This is a genomic window from Pseudomonas sp. MWU12-3103b (assembly GCF_023100615.1).
GTDB classification, from domain to species: Bacteria; Pseudomonadota; Gammaproteobacteria; order Pseudomonadales; family Pseudomonadaceae; genus Aquipseudomonas; species Aquipseudomonas putida_A.
In genome coordinates, this window is sequence record NZ_JALMEY010000001.1 from 507,518 (window position 1) to 522,731 (window position 15,214).

General features: G+C 62.4%; 12 protein-coding genes. 8 read left to right on the top strand and 4 right to left on the bottom strand.

Annotated features, from left to right (window positions below; all coding sequences use genetic code 11):
* Positions 1-11: 11 nt before the first annotated feature.
* The 6 genes from M0808_RS02340 to M0808_RS02365 all read left to right on the top strand — a co-directional run bounded on the left by M0808_RS02340 (position 12) and on the right by M0808_RS02365 (position 6,810).
* The gene (locus tag M0808_RS02340) at positions 12-875 is read left to right on the top strand and encodes a LysR family transcriptional regulator (protein ID WP_041072184.1); all 864 of its coding nucleotides are present in this window, start codon (positions 12-14) and stop codon (positions 873-875) included.
* 242 nt (positions 876-1,117) lie between these two features.
* A complete protein-coding gene (locus M0808_RS02345) occupies positions 1,118-2,194 on the top strand; it encodes a putative 2-aminoethylphosphonate ABC transporter ATP-binding protein (protein WP_247839745.1) in 1,077 nt (358 codons plus the stop codon).
* Positions 2,194-3,918 (top strand): putative 2-aminoethylphosphonate ABC transporter permease subunit, encoded by a 1,725-nt coding sequence (locus M0808_RS02350; RefSeq protein ID WP_247839747.1) that lies wholly within the window; start codon positions 2,194-2,196, stop codon positions 3,916-3,918. The genes M0808_RS02345 and M0808_RS02350 overlap by 1 nt, the downstream gene beginning before the upstream one ends.
* A gap of 35 nt (positions 3,919-3,953) precedes the next feature.
* Positions 3,954-4,979 carry a putative 2-aminoethylphosphonate ABC transporter substrate-binding protein gene (locus M0808_RS02355; RefSeq protein ID WP_003229178.1) on the top strand — a complete coding sequence of 342 codons (1,026 nt, stop codon included), beginning with the start codon at positions 3,954-3,956 and terminating at the stop codon, positions 4,977-4,979.
* A 137-nt stretch (positions 4,980-5,116) separates the two neighbouring features.
* Positions 5,117-6,250: a TIGR03364 family FAD-dependent oxidoreductase gene (locus M0808_RS02360; protein ID WP_247839749.1), complete on the top strand. Its 1,134-nt coding sequence runs from the start codon at positions 5,117-5,119 to the stop codon at positions 6,248-6,250.
* On the top strand, positions 6,250-6,810 hold the full coding sequence (locus M0808_RS02365; protein WP_247839751.1) for a phosphonate degradation HD-domain oxygenase: 561 nt from the start codon (positions 6,250-6,252) through the stop codon (positions 6,808-6,810). Before M0808_RS02360 ends, M0808_RS02365 begins: the two co-directional genes overlap by 1 nt.
* 173 nt (positions 6,811-6,983) lie before the next feature.
* On the opposite strand, the gene M0808_RS02370 is transcribed toward M0808_RS02365, so the two are convergent.
* Entirely contained in the window at positions 6,984-8,369 is a 1,386-nt protein-coding gene (locus M0808_RS02370; RefSeq protein ID WP_247839753.1) for a GTPase/DUF3482 domain-containing protein, read from the bottom strand.
* Complete coding sequence (locus tag M0808_RS02375) at positions 8,362-9,735, bottom strand: DUF2868 domain-containing protein (protein ID WP_123585761.1); 1,374 nt, start codon at positions 9,733-9,735, stop codon at positions 8,362-8,364. The genes M0808_RS02370 and M0808_RS02375 overlap by 8 nt, the downstream gene beginning before the upstream one ends.
* Positions 9,736-9,820: 85 nt before the next feature.
* On the opposite strand from M0808_RS02375, the gene M0808_RS02380 reads away from it, so the two are divergent.
* Positions 9,821-10,333 (top strand): dihydrofolate reductase, encoded by a 513-nt coding sequence (locus M0808_RS02380; RefSeq protein ID WP_247839755.1) that lies wholly within the window; start codon positions 9,821-9,823, stop codon positions 10,331-10,333.
* Between the two features lie 104 nt (positions 10,334-10,437).
* On the opposite strand, the gene M0808_RS02385 is transcribed toward M0808_RS02380, so the two are convergent.
* Positions 10,438-11,829: an L-cystine transporter gene (locus M0808_RS02385; RefSeq protein WP_097088937.1), complete on the bottom strand. Its 1,392-nt coding sequence runs from the start codon at positions 11,827-11,829 to the stop codon at positions 10,438-10,440.
* Positions 11,830-12,070: 241 nt separating this feature from the next.
* Here M0808_RS02385 and M0808_RS02390 point away from each other — a divergent pair, with 241 nt between their 5' ends.
* Positions 12,071-13,126: a phosphorylcholine phosphatase gene (locus M0808_RS02390; protein ID WP_097088939.1), complete on the top strand. Its 1,056-nt coding sequence runs from the start codon at positions 12,071-12,073 to the stop codon at positions 13,124-13,126.
* A 220-nt stretch (positions 13,127-13,346) separates the two neighbouring features.
* Here M0808_RS02390 and ilvD read toward each other — a convergent pair whose 3' ends face one another.
* The gene (gene ilvD, locus M0808_RS02395) at positions 13,347-15,188 is read right to left on the bottom strand and encodes a dihydroxy-acid dehydratase (RefSeq protein ID WP_086792292.1); all 1,842 of its coding nucleotides are present in this window, start codon (positions 15,186-15,188) and stop codon (positions 13,347-13,349) included.
* Positions 15,189-15,214 lie beyond the last annotated feature (26 nt).

The window sequence follows — 15,214 nt, forward strand, 5'->3', positions numbered from 1 at the left end:
GAGGGATGGTTGTGCTGAGTGCCGAGCTGAAAGCGTTTTATATGGTCGCCCGCCTGGGCAGCATTACGCTGGCGGCGAAAAAGCTCGGCCTCAGCCAACCCACCGTGACCACGCAGATCCGTAATCTGGAAAGTCAGTATTCGGTGGAGCTGTTCTACCGTGGCGGCCGACGCTTGAGTGTCAGCGACGAAGGCGCGCGGTTGCTGCCGATGGTCAAGGCGCTGTTGCAGCAGGAGGCCGACATCGAGTTCTTCCTGCGCAACAGCGGTCAGGTGCAGGGCACGTTGCGCATCGCTGCCACTGCGCCGTATTACATCCTCGATCTGGTGAAGACCTTCCGCGAGCGTCTGCCGCAGGTGGAAGTATCGGTGGAGATCGGCAACTCGCAGCAGGTGCTCGAAGCGCTGGAGGATTACCGGGTCGATGTCGCCGCGTCGTCGCAGTTGCTTGAGGATGCGCGCTTGATTCGCCGGGTATTGGGCAGCGATCCACTGGTGCTGGCGGTGCATCGCAATCATCCGCTGGCGGCGCAGGAGCATGTGGCGTTGAGTGCGCTGGCCGGGCATACGTTGTTGATGCGCGAGTCGGGTTCGACCACCCGCCGTTTGACCGAGGAGTTGCTGGAAAGCGCCGGGGTCAGTTTCGGGCCGCTGCTGGAAATTGGCAGCCGCGAGTCGATCCGTGAGGCGGTGCTGCGCAATATCGGCATCAGCATCATTGCTCGTCAGGAAGTGCCGCACGATCCGCAGTTGCGGGTGCTGACCATCGAGAATGCGCCGCAGATTCCCGAGTACCTGTATTGCCTCAAGGAGCGCAAGGGTGCGCGGTTGCCGGCGGCGTTTCTTGGCTTGGCTCAGGAAATGTCTCCGGCCTGATTTCTTCAGTGCCCATGCCGGCCTCTTCGCGAGCAAGCCCGCTCCCACATTGGATGTGTGTTGTGAACACTGTCCCCGTGTGGGAGCGGGCTTGCTCGCGAAGGCGTCAGACCAGGCAACCCATGACTTGAAACCTGAACCAAAATCCCCGAATACCACTATCAGCCGTTTTTGCCTCACTGCCACATGACGGACGCATTACAACTCTAGGATTGGCCCCATCAGCTTGATGAGGTCTGTCCATGAATCCTGCAATCGCAACTGCCCTGACCAACCCCGGTGCGCCGATGAAAGTGCGCGGCGTGCAGAAGCGCTTCGGCGCCTTCACCGCACTGGACAATGTCTCGCTCGATGTCGCGGCCGGTGAGCTGGTGTGCCTGCTCGGCCCGTCGGGCTGCGGCAAGACCACCCTGCTGCGCTGCATCGCCGGTCTGGAAAAACAGGACAGCGGCGAGTTGTACCTCGGTGATCGCGACGTTTCCCACCTCGCACCGCAAGCCCGGGACTACGGCATCCTGTTCCAGTCCTACGCGCTGTTCCCCAATCTGACCGTCGAAGCGAACATTGCCTACGGCCTCGCCGGCAGTGGTCGCGACGAAGTACGCCGTCGCGTCGGGCAGATGCTGGAACTGGTCGGCCTCACCGGCAGTGAGAAAAAGTACCCGGGTCAATTGTCCGGCGGTCAGCAACAAAGGGTCGCACTGGCTCGCGCCCTGGCCCCGGCGCCGTCGCTGCTGTTGCTTGATGAACCGATGTCGGCCCTGGACGCCCGAGTGCGCGAGCATCTGTGCACCGAACTGCGCCAACTGCAGCGCAACCTCGGCATCACCACCCTGATGGTCACGCACAATCAGGACGAAGCCATGCTGATGGCCGACCGCATCGCCGTGATGAACAACGGCCGCGTCGAGCAGTACGCCTCCCCGCAGGAAATCTACAACCGCCCGGCCACGCAGTTCGTGGCCGAGTTCGTCGGGCAGGGCAACTGGCTGCCGTTCCAGCGCAGCAGCGCCAGTCACGCCCGGGTTGGCGGGATGGATGTGCGTCTGGCCGATGGTAGCGTCAGCGGCGCCTCGGGCCGACTGTTCTGCCGTCCGGAAGCAATCAGCGTCAATCCGTTGGTGCACGAAGAAAACCTGTTCCCGGCCAAGGTTCGCGAGATCACTTTCCTCGGCAACCGCTGCCGCATGAGTTTCGAACTCGATCAACTGCCGGGCCACGCGCTGCTCGCTGAACTGGCGCCGGAAGCCATGCCACGCCTTGGCGCCCAGCAGATCATGGTCGCCTTGCCACCGCGCAGCCTGCAGGTGTTTGCCTGATGAGCGCGAACATCGCACTGCCGCTACCGCACAAGCAGGCGCGGCGAGTGTCCGGGGCCGAGGTCGGTGACCGGATCTTCGTCCTCGGCGGCAAACTCCTGCTGCTATTGCTACTCGGTGTCGCTGTGCTGCTGCCGTTGCTGGCGATCTTCTGGCGCGGCTTCAGCAGCGAGGCCGGGCAGGGCGGTGGCTGGCTCGCCGCCAAGGAACTGGTGAGCAGCGCGAATTTCCACTGGCTGCTCGGCAACAGCCTGAAAGTTTCCCTCAGCGTCGCGGCCATCGTCGTACCGCTGGCCTACCTGTTTGCCTACGCCCTGCAACGTACATTGATTCCAGCCAAGGGCATCTGGCGCGGGATTTCCCTGCTGCCATTGATGGCGCCGTCGATGCTGCCGGGGATTGCGCTGGTGTATCTGTTCGGCAATCAGGGCATGTTGCGTGGGCTGCTCTCGGACAATATCTACGGGTTCTGGGGGATTGTGCTGGGCGAGGTGATCTACACCTTCCCCCATGCGCTGATGATTTTGCTCTCGGCGCTGTCGCTGGCGGATGCGCGGCTGTTTGATGCCGCGTCGAGCATGGGCGCCAGTCCGGCGAAAGCCTTTCGCAGCATCACCTGGCCGGCGACCCGGCAAGCGGTATTCGCTGCGTTCTGTCTGGTGTTCACCCTGACCATCACCGATTTTGGTGTGCCCGTGGTGGTTGGTGGCGACTATCAAGTGCTGGCACTGGAAGCCTACAAAGCGGTGGTCGGCCAGCAACAATTCGGGCGCGGCGCGTTGATCGGCATGGTGCTGTTGCTGCCGGCGCTGTTCAGCTTCGGCGTCGATGCCTGGTTGCGCCGCCGTCACGGCGATTCCATGTGCGGCCGCGCCCAGGTGTTCAAACCGGCGCCGTCGAAGCGGCGCGATGCCTGCTATCTGGCGATTGTTTTGTTGATCAGTGCGGCGTTGCTGCTGGTGTTCGGCATGGCGGTGTTTTCGTCGCTGGTGAAGTTCTGGCCTTACAACCTGTCGCTGTCGCTCAACCACTACCAGTTCAACGAGACCGCCGGCGGTGGCTGGCTGGCTTACGGCAACAGCTTGAAGATGGCGCTGGGCACGGCACTGATCGGCAGCTTGCTGATTTTCACTGGCGCTTACCTGATGGAGAAAACCCGCAGCCAACGCGGCCTCAACCTGACGTTGCGCATGCTCAGTTTCGTGCCGATGGCGGTGCCGGGGCTGGTGCTCGGCCTGGGTTACGTCTTCTTCTTCAACCTCAGCGGCAACCCGCTGCACGTGCTGTACGGCACGATGACGCTGCTGATCGTCTGCACCATTGCGCACTATTTGACCACCGCACAAATGACCGCGACCACTGCGCTGCGCCAGCTCGACGCCGAATTCGAAGCCGCCGCGCTGTCGCTCAAGGCGCCGCTGTACCGCCACTTCCTGCGCGTCACCGTGCCGATCTGCCTGCCGGCGCTGCTGGACATCGTGCGCTACCTGTTCGTCTCGGCGATGACCACGGTGTCGGCGGCGATCTTCCTCTACAGCCCCGACACCATCCTCGCGGCGGTGGCGGTGCTGAACATGGATGACGCCGGCAACGTCGGCGGCGCGGCGGCGATGTCGACCCTGATTCTGTTCACCTCGGCGGGCGTGTCCTTGCTGCTGGCGTGGGCTTCGCGCGGCTTGCTGCGCCGTTCCCAGGCCTGGCGGCAAACCGCGCCCGGTCACTGATTTTCCCAACCTCAACTCAAGACAGGAAAACGATCATGTTCAAGCCTATGGCCCTGGCCGCTGCTGTGCTCGCTACTTTCAGCCTGAATGCCTTCGCGGCAAAAACCGAGTTGACGGTGTACACCGCCCTCGAAGCCGAGCAACTGACCGCTTACAAAGCCGCGTTCGAGAAGGCCAACCCGGACGTCGAGATCAAGTGGGTGCGTGATTCCACCGGGATCATCACTGCCAAACTGCTGGCCGAAAAGGCCCGTCCACAGGCTGACGCGGTCTGGGGCCTGGCCGCTTCGAGCCTGGCGATCCTCGATCAGCAGGGCATGCTGCAAAGCTACGCACCGAAGGATCTGGGCAAGATCGGCGCGAACTACCGCGATGCTGCCAACCCGCCAGCCTGGGTCGGCATGGACGTGTGGGCCGCGACTATTTGCTTCAACACCGTGGAAGCCGAGAAGCAGGGCCTGAGCAAACCGGTGAGCTGGCAGGACCTGACCAAGCCTGAGTACAAGGGCAAGATCGTCATGCCGAACCCGGCGTCGTCCGGCACCGGTTTCCTCGACGTCAGCGCCTGGCTGCAAACCTTCGGTGAGAAACAGGGCTGGGCCTACATGGACGGTCTGCACCAGAACATTGGCCAGTACGTTCACTCCGGTTCCAAGCCTTGCAAATTGGCCGCTGCGGGCGAATTCCCGATCGGCATTTCCTTCGAATATCCGGCGGTACAGCTGAAACGCCAGGGCGCGCCGCTGGACATCATCCTGCCGAAAGAAGGCCTGGGCTGGGAGATCGAGGCGACTGCCGTGATCAAAGGCACCCCGCATGAAGATGCGGCGAAAAAACTCGCGGATTTCTCCGCCAGCGCCGAGGCAATGGATCTGTACAAGGAGAACTTTGCGGTTCTTGCGCAGCCGGGTATCGCCAAGCCACAGACCGAACTGCCGGCCGACTACGAGCAGCGCCTGATCAAGAACGACTTCGCCTGGGCCTCGAAGAATCGCGACGAGATCCTGACCGAATGGCGCAAGCGTTATGACGGCAAGTCCGAGAAAGTTGTCGCCAAGTAAGATCTTTATCGACTGACAGGGCCTCTTCGCGAGCAAGCCCGCTCCCACATTCGACCGAGTTCCACCGGAAGGAATGCGATCAAACTGTGGGAGCGGGCTTGCTCGCGAAGGCGGTCTCCCATTCAGGGAAAATCTCCATGACTCAACACAAAGACCTGCTGATCGTCGGCGCCGGCATCCTCGGCCTGTCCCACGCCTACGCCGCCGCCAAACGCGGCCTCAAGGTCAGCGTTTTCGAACGCACCGCCACGCCCCTCGGCGCTTCGGTGCGCAACTTTGGTCAGGCGCTGGTCACCGGTCAGCCACCGGGGCCGATGCTTGAACTGGCCAAGGCCAGCCGCGAGATCTGGGGTGACTGGGCGCAACTCGCCGGTCTGCAGATCAAGCGCAACGGCTCGTACCTGTTCGCCCGCAGCGAAGCCGAAGAACACTTGCTCGAAGCTTTCTGCAACGGCCGCGCCGTGGAGCACGGGTACAACGTCGCTTTGCTGCGTGGCGCCGCCCTGCGTGATCTGTATCACGGTCAGTTCAGCCACCACCGCGCGGCGCTGCACGGCATGGACGATCAACAGCTGTACTCGCGTGAAGCGATTCCGGCGTTGATCGACTATCTGCGCCGCGACCTCGGCGTCGAGTTTCACTTCAGTACGCTGGTGCGCGACGTCGAACCGGGGCACCTGCACAGTACCGCCGGCAGCTTCACGGCAAAGCAAATCATCGTCTGCTCCGGCCACGATTATCAGACCCTGCTGGCCGAACCGATTGCCGCGCTCGATCCGCAGATCTGCCGCCTGCAAATGCTCCGCGCCAAACCGCAGATCGAGCTGAATCTGCAACACGCCTTGCTCACCGGTTTGAGCTGCGTGCACTACGGCGCCTTCGCCGATTTGCCAGAAGCGGCGGCGGTGCAGGCGCAGATCCTGCGCGAACAACCGCACCTGCACGACAACGGCATTCACCTGCTGATCAGTCCGACGCCGTATGGCGAGCTGATCATCGGCGACTCGCACCATTACGGCAGCGATCCGTCGCCGTTCAACGCCGAGCAAGTGGACAACTGGATGCTCGAACTGGCCGAGCACACGCTGGGCTGCAAGGTGCAAGTGGTCGAGCGCTGGCAGGGCGTCTACGGTGCCCGTGGGCCGGGGCCGTTCTCATTCCTGCGCCCGGCACCGGGCTTGAGTGTGGCGCTGATGCACACCGGCGTCGGTATGAGCGTCGGTCCGGCACTGGCCGAGCGCAACGTGGCGCAATTGCTGGAGGAAATGTGATGGCGGGGCATGCGCAAGTCGTTGACCGGGTGTTTGCGCTGTATGAACGCTTTGGTGCTAGTGATTACATCGGTGAGCCGGTATCGCAGATCGAGCACATGTCCCAAGCTGCTGAACTGGCGATCGCCGAAGGCTTTGATGATGAAGTGGTGCTCGCCGCGTTCTTCCACGACATCGGTCATTTGTGTGCCGAAGGCGCAGAGAACATGGGCGGTTATGGCGTGGTCAGCCATGAGCGGCTGGGGGCGAATTATTTGCGTGAGGCGGGATTCAGTGAGCGCCTGGCGCGGCTGGTGGAATATCACGTGCAGGCCAAGCGCTATCTGACCTTGCGTGAGCCTGGGTATTTCGAGCGCCTGAGTGAAGCGAGTCGCCGCACGCTGGAATATCAGGGCGGGGTGATGACGGAGGCTGAGGCGGACATGTTTGAGCGGGATCCGTTGTGTGCGGTGAGTTTGCGGATGCGGCAGTGGGATGAGTTGGCCAAGGAGAGGGAGGTGCCGGTGATGGATTTGGGTGTGCTGAAGCGCAAGGCTGAGGTTTTGTTGTCGGCTGAGTGATTGCAACCCTCACCCCAGCCCTCTCCCGGAGGGAGAGGGAGCCGACCGTGTTGTTCTTGGGCCCTACATCGATCTGAAATATCCAGTCGAACTCAGGTTTTGAAAAGCCAGAAGATCTGCTCCCTTCCCCCTCTACCCCTTGGGGGAGAGGGCTGGGGTGAGGGGGTAGCGATCTAAAGCTCAAGCACCCGATCAACCAACGCCTCAATCTGCTCCTGCCGCTCCGCCTGATTCAACTTCGCATGCGGATTGAGTGAAGACCACTGCGGATGCGCCCGCGCCTTGCTCAGCGCATCCGGCAACTTGCCTTCGCGCCAGGTCTTGTCCTGCGGGGTGGCGACCTGAACCGCCTCCATCGCCGCATGCCCGCGCTGATCCAGCGCCAGCAACAGTTGGCGCTGCCGCAACGCCAACAGCCGCAACACCCCGTCATCCACGGTCAACTCCCGCTGGCCCCTGATCTTGCCGAGCAGGCGGCTGCCATAACTGCGCGCGGTTTGCAGCGCACCACCGGCAATCGCACCGGCCAAAGCCGCCGCACCGAGGGTAATCCCGCCCACCAGCAAATCCACGCCAGCCCCTGCCGCAGCGCCTGCCGCAATCCCTCCGCCCACCCGCACGCCGAGTTGCTTCAGGGTTTCCGGGTTGAACAGATCATCGCCCCAACGCCCATCGAGCAACGGCAGATCACTGGCCGCCGCATCCTGCGGGCGAAACGCATAGAGCTTGAGCAACGCTTCGACGCATTTCTGTTCACGCTGGCGCACGGCTTCGCGCAGTTCGCTGATCGCTTGCTGTTCCTGCTCGGCCTCGCTGACCACACTGCGTCGGCACGCGGCGCAGTCGATCAGCAATTCGGCGATCAAACGCGCCGCACTTTGTTGGCGCGCCAGGCGCTGGGCCTGTTGATCGGCGATCAAGCGCTCCAGTTGCGGACGGGCGTTTTCCAGCAACAGCGCAAGGCTTTCGTACAGGCGCCGCTCGCCATCTTCCGGCGGCGCAACGCTGTCGAAGCGCACCAGCGCATGCAGGCCGAGCCGCGCCAACGCTTCGCGCCAGTCCGGCTCGCGATGGTTGGCGCTGCTGACGAAATTCAGCACCGGCAACAGCGGCTTGCCGCAACTGGCCAGCACTTCGAGTTCGTCACGATACTTGGCCAGCACCGGTTCGCGGGCGTCGATCACATACAGACCGGCGTCGGACGCGAGTAGCTGTCGCAGCACTTTCGCCTCCTGTTCGAAACGCTGACGTGCTTCGCTGCCGTCGAGAAACCGCGCCAGTCGCGCCGGGCCGTCGAGACGTTCGCCGGGGCGCTCCAGACGCTCGAGGAAATCCAGCAGGGCGATGGCATCTTCCAGCCCCGGCGTGTCGTAAAGATCGAGCAACGGCTCGCCGTCCACCGACAACCGCGCACCCTCGACATGTCGAGTGGTGCTCGGCCGGTGCGAGACTTCGCCGAAGCCGACGTCGCGGGTCAGGGTGCGCAGCAGCGAAGTCTTGCCGACGTTGGTGTGGCCGACCACCGCGAGTTTCAACGGGGCTTTGCGGGCATCAGTCATGACCGCTCTCCAGCCAGTTCATCGGCGCGCAATCGGCGAACGGCAACTCCAGTTGTTGCAGCGCAACGTGCCAGTCGCCGAGACGGGCACTGTCCAGCGCTTCGCCGGGCGGTGCTTGCAGCAGCCAGACCCGGGTGGCGCTGGCGTTGCGCGCCAGTTCGGCGATCAGCGCGAGGCTGCCGCGATCCGGCGAGCGTCGCGGGTCGCAGGCGATCAGCAGGCGCGCCGGAGGGAAACGGCTGAGCTGTTCGAGCAGTTTGTGCCGTGATTCGCGGCTGTCGAGGATTCCGGCGTTGCTCACGGTTTTCGGCAGAGCTGGTGGCCATGGGCGCTGATCGTCGAGTTCGATGGCGACCAGCAAAGCACCCTCGCTGGCCTGTTCGCTGACGCTGCTTTCGACCCGATGCAACTGCTCCGGCGCGGCGTCGTTGATGCCGAGGCGTTCGCTGGTCGGCATCAGCCGTTCGCGCAACTGGGCGTAACCGGGCAGGTTCAAGTCCAGGGTCAGCGCGGCTTTGCCGCGATTCCAGCGCCAGAAACAAAACGCGGCCAGCAGCAGGCGCGGCAGCACGCCGTAGACCACCAGCACGCCGACCAGCCAGGTTGCCCAGGCCTGTCGTGCGCTTTCGATATCCAGCGCTGCGCCGCCGCTGGAGCGGATCATCTCCACGGTGGGCACGTTGAAGCCAAGCAGCGCCGGCAGCGCGCCGAGGGCTTGAGTCAGGTTGATGAAGGTGTCGGCGCCGAGAATCGTGGTTTCCCAGACGAAGCCGTAGCGCCGGGTCGCCATCAGCAACAGCAACAGCACCAGTGCGCTGAGCATCGCCAGCAACCACAGGCCATTGACCAGTGTGCCAAGTGCCCAGCGATTGAGTTTTTTGCGTTGCAGCATCAGCAGCAGGGCCGGTGCCAGTTGCGCAGCTTTCGCGTCACGGGCGAGTTTTTCACTGAGCCACAGCCACAAGCGCCCGAGGGTGGCGCCGTGTTCGCCGGCAAAGATCAGCCCCAGCGCCCAGCTCAGCAGCAGAATCAGGTTCAGTCCGAGCAGACTGCCCAAGGCCCAGAACACATTGACCGGCGTCTGGCTCAGCGCGGCGAAGGCCAGACCGGCGCCGCTCAGCAGCGCGAAAATCACCAGCAGCACCAGTGCCAGACGCGCGCCTTGCAGCCAGTGCTTGAGTGCTGCGCTCAGCCCGTCGCGCTCGGCCAGCCACACGGCGCGGCGCTGAATACGGCCCGGCAGATCGCCGCCGGCCGTGCGGGCCAGACGATTGGCTTCCAGATCTTCCAGGGGACCTGCGTGTTCTTCGCGCAGGCGGATGGTTTCAGTCAGCCAGAGGTTTTGCAGGGGAGTCAGTTCAGTCACGCGCCATTCCGTTGCTCGATTGAGCAGTGAGCATAACCGCTGTGGCGCTTATCGGGTCAAGCGAGGCTCTGGTATCCTCGCCGGCATGACTAAATCACTCCCCCTCAGCCTGATCGCAGCCCTCGGTGAAAACCGCGTGATCGGCGTCGACAACAGCATGCCCTGGCACCTGCCGGGGGACTTCAAATATTTCAAGGCCACGACCCTCGGCAAGCCGATCATCATGGGCCGTAAGACCTGGGACTCCCTCGGCCGTCCGCTGCCGGGCCGCTTGAACATCGTGGTCAGCCGTCAGCCGGATCTGCTGCTGGAAGGGGCGGAGGTGTATCCGTCGCTGGAAGCCGCCGTGATTCGCGCCGAGGAATGGGCGAAAGCGCAGGGTGTCGATGAATTGATGTTGATTGGCGGCGCGCAGTTGTATGCACAGGGGCTGGCGCAGGCGGATCGTTTGTATCTGACCCGAGTGGCGCTGAGCCCGGAAGGCGATGCGTGGTTTCCGGAGTTTGACCTGAACCAGTGGAAGCTGGTGTCGAACGTGCCGAATCCGGCTGAGGGCGACAAGCCCGCGTACAGCTTCGAAGTCTGGGAAAAAGCTTAAAAGCTTCGCGAGCAAGCCCGCTCCCACATTGGATTTGTGTCGATCACAGATCCAATGTGGGAGCGGGCTTGCTCGCGAAGAGGGCAGGTCAGGCAAAGAAGAATTTAAGCCTGAGCCAGCTCCGCATGCTCATCCGCATCCAGCAGTGCTTTATCGGTCTGCTGCATCACTTGGCTGGTAATCGCACCGGCGGTGATCGAACCACTCACGTTCAACGCCGTACGACCCATGTCGATCAGCGGCTCAACCGAAATCAGCAGGGCCACCAGTGACACCGGCAAGCCCATCGCCGGCAGCACGATCAGTGCGGCAAACGTCGCGCCGCCACCGACCCCGGCCACACCGGCCGAACTCAAGGTCACAATCGCCACCAGCGTCGCGATCCACAGCGGGTCCAGCGGGTTGATGCCGACGGTTGGCGCAACCATCACCGCCAACATTGCCGGGTACAGGCCGGCGCAGCCGTTCTGGCCGATGGTCGCACCGAACGAGGCGGCGAAACTGGCGATCGACTGCGGAATGCCCAGGCGACGGGTCTGCGCTTCGATGCTCAGCGGAATGCTCGCCGCGCTGGAGCGGCTGGTGAACGCGAACGTCAGCACCGGCCAGATCTTGCGGAAGAAACGCAGCGGGTTGATCCCGGCGGCCGACACCAGCAGGCCATGCACCACGAACATCAGGCCCAGACCGAGGTACGAAACCACAACGAAACTGCCGAGCTTGATGATGTCCTGCAGGTTGGAACCGGCGACCACTTTGGTCATCAGCGCCAGCACGCCGTACGGGGTCAGCTTCATCACCAGACGCACCAGACGCATCACCCAGGCTTGCAGGGTGTCGATGGCATTGATCACTTTCTGACCTTTCTCGGCATCATCCTTGAGCAGTTGCAGCGCCGCGACCCCGAGGAACGCGGCGAAGATCACCACGCTGATGATCGAGGTCGGCTTGGCCCGGGCCAGGTCGGCGAACGGGTTCTGCGGAATGAACGACAGCAGCAGCTGCGGCACATTCAGGTCGGCGACCTTGCCGGCGTAGTCGGTCTGGATGGTTTGCAGGCGGGCCATTTCCTGCGTGCCGGCGACCAGACCTTCGGCGGTGAGACCGAACAGGTTGGTCAGGCCGATACCGATCAGCGCCGCAATCGCGGTGGTAAACAGCAGGGTGCCGATGGTCAGGAAGCTGATCTTGCCTAGCGACGAGGCGTTGTGCAGACGCGCAACCGCGCTGAGGATCGAGGCGAACACCAGCGGGATCACGATCATTTGCAGCAACTGCACGTAGCCGTTGCCGACCAGATCGAACCAGCCGATCGAGGCTTTCAGTACCGGGTTGCCGGCACCGTAAACAGTGTGCAGGGCAACACCGAAGGCTACGCCGAGCACCAGCGCGAGCAGGACTTTTTTTGCCAGGCTCCAAGTGGTGTGGCGGGTTTGCGCCAGACCGAAGAGCAGGGCGAGGAACACCAGCAGATTGAGGATCAGCGGCAGATTCATGAAGACTCCGATAAGACTTGTGCCAGTCACCTTCTCGGGCAACTGCGAACCGGCAAGCCTAACAGTTTGATTTCCAATGAATTAATACCGAAATCGCAGGTTGTCCGTCGTTTTTGGAATAAGCACTTGTCGCTCTCGGCAATGCAACTGGCGTTGAGGAGACGTAAGCGGTCGCTGACAGACGAGGACTGTCACACTTATTTGTTAGCGTCGATGTCTTTCAGTCAGGGAGAAAACGCCGATGAAGTTCGCACCGAAAATGCTCGCTGTGGTTCTTGGATTGGGCTTGGCCGCTCACGCATTCGCCACCGACCTGAAGCACTGGCCGGCGGATCAGGCCAAGGCACTGGACGCGATGATCGCCGCCAATGCCAACAAGGGTAACTACGCGGTGTTCGACATGGACAACACCAGTTACCGCTACGACCTCGAAGAGTCGTTGCTGCCGTTCATGGAAAACAAGGGCCTGATCACCCGCGACAAACTCGATCCCTCCCTGAAACTGATGCCGTTCAAGGACACCGCCGACCACAAGGAAAGCCTGTTCAGTTACTACTATCGCCTGTGCGAAGTCGACGACATGGTCTGCTACCCGTGGGTGGCGCAGGTGTTCTCCGGCTTCACTCTCAAGGAACTCAAGGGCTACGTCGATGAGCTGATGGCGTCGGGCAAACCGGTGCCGGCCACTTACTACGAAGGCGATGTAGTGAAGAACATCGATGTGCAGCCGCCGAAAGTCTTCACCGGCCAGGCCGAGCTGTACAACAAGCTGATGGAGAACGGCATCGAGGTTTACGTGATGACCGCCGCCTCCGAAGAACTGGTGCGCATGGTCGCGGCCGATCCGAAGTACGGTTACAACGTCAAACCGCAGAACGTGATCGGCGTGACCACCTTGCTGAAGAACCGCGAAACCGGCGAGCTGACGACCGCACGCAAGCAGATCACCGCCGGCAAGTATGACGAGAAGGCCAACCTCGGCCTCGAACTGACCCCGTACCTGTGGACCCCGGCAACCTGGATGGCCGGCAAACACGCGGCGATTCTGACCTATATCGACGAGTGGAAAAAACCGGTGCTGGTGGGCGGCGATACCCCGAGCAGCGACGGTTACATGCTGTTCCACGATGTGGATGTGGCCAAGGGCGGCATTCACTTGTGGGTCAACCGCAAGGACAAATACATGACCCAGCTCAACGGCATGATGGCCAAGCATGCGGCGGCGCAGGCCAAGGAAGGGTTGCCGGTGACGGCGGACAAAAACTGGGTGATCGTCAAGCCTGAAGAAATCCAGTAAGCCCCCAATCCCTGTTGGAACTCAGATTCCAGAATCACTGACAGTCCCTTGTGGGAGCGGGCTTGCTCGCGAAGAGGGAGTGTCAGGCGGGAGATTTTTTGACCGGTAGACCGCTTTCGCGAGCAAGCCCGCTCCCACAGTTTTGATCTTCATTGTTTTTGGATCAGGCAAAAAAATGCCCCGCACTTTGGCGGGGCATTTTTGTTTTTGCGATTGACGCTTACAGCCCGTCGAGCATCGCCTTGTTACGCACCGCACCCTTGTCGGCGCTGGTCGCCAGCAGGGCGTAGGCCTTGAGCGCAGTGGTCACTTTGCGTGGACGTTGCTCGACCGGTTTCCAGCCTTTCTTGTCCTGTTCGACCCGGCGCGCAGCCAGTTCTTCATCGCTGACCAACAGGTTGATCGAGCGGTTCGGGATGTCGATCAGCACTTTGTCGCCGTCCTGCACCAGACCGATCGCGCCACCGGCCGCAGCCTCTGGCGAAGCGTGGCCGATCGACAGGCCGGAAGTACCGCCAGAGAAACGACCGTCGGTGAGCAACGCACAGGCTTTGCCCAGACCTTTGGACTTCAGGTACGAGGTCGGGTAGAGCATTTCCTGCATGCCCGGGCCGCCTTTCGGGCCTTCGTAGCGAATGATGACGATGTCGCCTTCCTTCACTTCGTCGGCGAGGATGCCGCGCACCGCGCTGTCCTGGCTTTCGAAGATCTTCGCGTTGCCTTCGAAGACGTGGATCGACTCGTCGACGCCGGCGGTTTTCACCACGCAACCGTCGAGAGCGATGTTGCCGTACAGCACGGCCAGGCCACCTTCTTTCGAATAGGCGTGTTCGAAGCTGCGGATGCAGCCGTTTTCACGGTCGTCGTCGAGGGTTTCCCAACGGGTCGACTGGCTGAACGCGGTCTGGGTCGGGATGCCCGCCGGGCCGGCCTTGAAGAAGTGGTGCACGGCTTCATCGTCGGTCTGGGTGATGTCCCACTTGGCGATGGCTTCTTCCATGCTGCGGCTGTGCACGGTCGGCAGGTCGGTGTGCAGCAGGCCGCCACGGGCCAGCGAACCGAGAATGCTGAAGATGCCGCCGGCGCGGTGCACGTCTTCCATGTGGTACTTCTGGATGTTCGGCGCGACCTTGCACAGTTGCGGCACGCTGCGCGAGAGACGGTCGATGTCGCGCAGATCGAAATCGATCTCGGCTTCCTGGGCAGCAGCCAGCAGGTGCAGGATGGTGTTGGTCGAACCGCCCATGGCGATGTCGAGCATCATTGCGTTCTCGAACGCCTTGAAGTTGGCGATGTTGCGCGGCAGCACGGACTCGTCGTTTTCGCCGTAGTAGCGCTTGCACAGCTCGACGATGGTGCGGCCGGCCTGCAGGAACAACTGCTCGCGGTCGCTGTGGGTCGCGAGGGTCGAACCGTTGCCCGGCAATGCCAGGCCCAGCGCTTCGGTCAGGCAGTTCATCGAGTTGGCGGTGAACATGCCGGAGCATGAACCGCAGGTCGGGCAGGCGCTGCGCTCGTACTCGGCAACCTTCTCGTCAGAAGCGCTGGAGTCGGCGGCGATCACCATGGCGTCGACGAGGTCGAGGCCGTGGGAAGCGAGTTTGGTCTTGCCGGCTTCCATCGGACCGCCGGAAACGAAGATCACCGGAATGTTCAGGCGCAGAGCGGCCATCAACATGCCCGGGGTGATCTTGTCGCAGTTGGAGATGCAGACGATGGCGTCGGCGCAGTGGGCGTTGACCATGTATTCGACAGAGTCGGCGATGATCTCGCGGCTCGGCAGCGAATAGAGCATGCCGTCGTGACCCATGGCGATGCCGTCATCCACGGCGATGGTGTTGAATTCTTTCGCTACGCCACCGGCGCGTTCGATTTCCCGGGCAACCAGTTGACCGAGGTCTTTGAGGTGCACGTGGCCCGGCACGAACTGGGTGAAGGAGTTGGCAATGGCGATGATCGGCTTCTTGAAGTCGTCATCTTTCATCCCGGTGGCGCGCCACAGTGCGCGGGCGCCGGCCATGTTGCGGCCGTGGGTGGATGTTTTCGAGCGGTAATCTGGCATGGAGCACTCCGGGCGGCTAATCAGGT

Bases quoted from the DNA above. Each gene is read 5' to 3' on its own strand.
- M0808_RS02345 (WP_247839745.1), top strand. From the start codon at position 1,118: ATGAATCCTGCAATCGCAACTGCCCTGACCAACCCCGGTGCGCCGATG.
- M0808_RS02350 (WP_247839747.1), top strand. From the start codon at position 2,194: ATGAGCGCGAACATCGCACTGCCGCTACCGCACAAGCAGGCGCGGCGA.
- M0808_RS02355 (WP_003229178.1), top strand. From the start codon at position 3,954: ATGTTCAAGCCTATGGCCCTGGCCGCTGCTGTGCTCGCTACTTTCAGC.
- M0808_RS02360 (WP_247839749.1), top strand. From the start codon at position 5,117: ATGACTCAACACAAAGACCTGCTGATCGTCGGCGCCGGCATCCTCGGC.
- M0808_RS02365 (WP_247839751.1), top strand. From the start codon at position 6,250: ATGGCGGGGCATGCGCAAGTCGTTGACCGGGTGTTTGCGCTGTATGAA.
- M0808_RS02370 (WP_247839753.1), bottom strand. From the start codon at position 8,369: ATGACTGATGCCCGCAAAGCCCCGTTGAAACTCGCGGTGGTCGGCCAC.
- M0808_RS02380 (WP_247839755.1), top strand. From the start codon at position 9,821: ATGACTAAATCACTCCCCCTCAGCCTGATCGCAGCCCTCGGTGAAAAC.
- M0808_RS02385 (WP_097088937.1), bottom strand. From the start codon at position 11,829: ATGAATCTGCCGCTGATCCTCAATCTGCTGGTGTTCCTCGCCCTGCTC.
- M0808_RS02390 (WP_097088939.1), top strand. From the start codon at position 12,071: ATGAAGTTCGCACCGAAAATGCTCGCTGTGGTTCTTGGATTGGGCTTG.
- ilvD (WP_086792292.1), bottom strand. From the start codon at position 15,188: ATGCCAGATTACCGCTCGAAAACATCCACCCACGGCCGCAACATGGCC.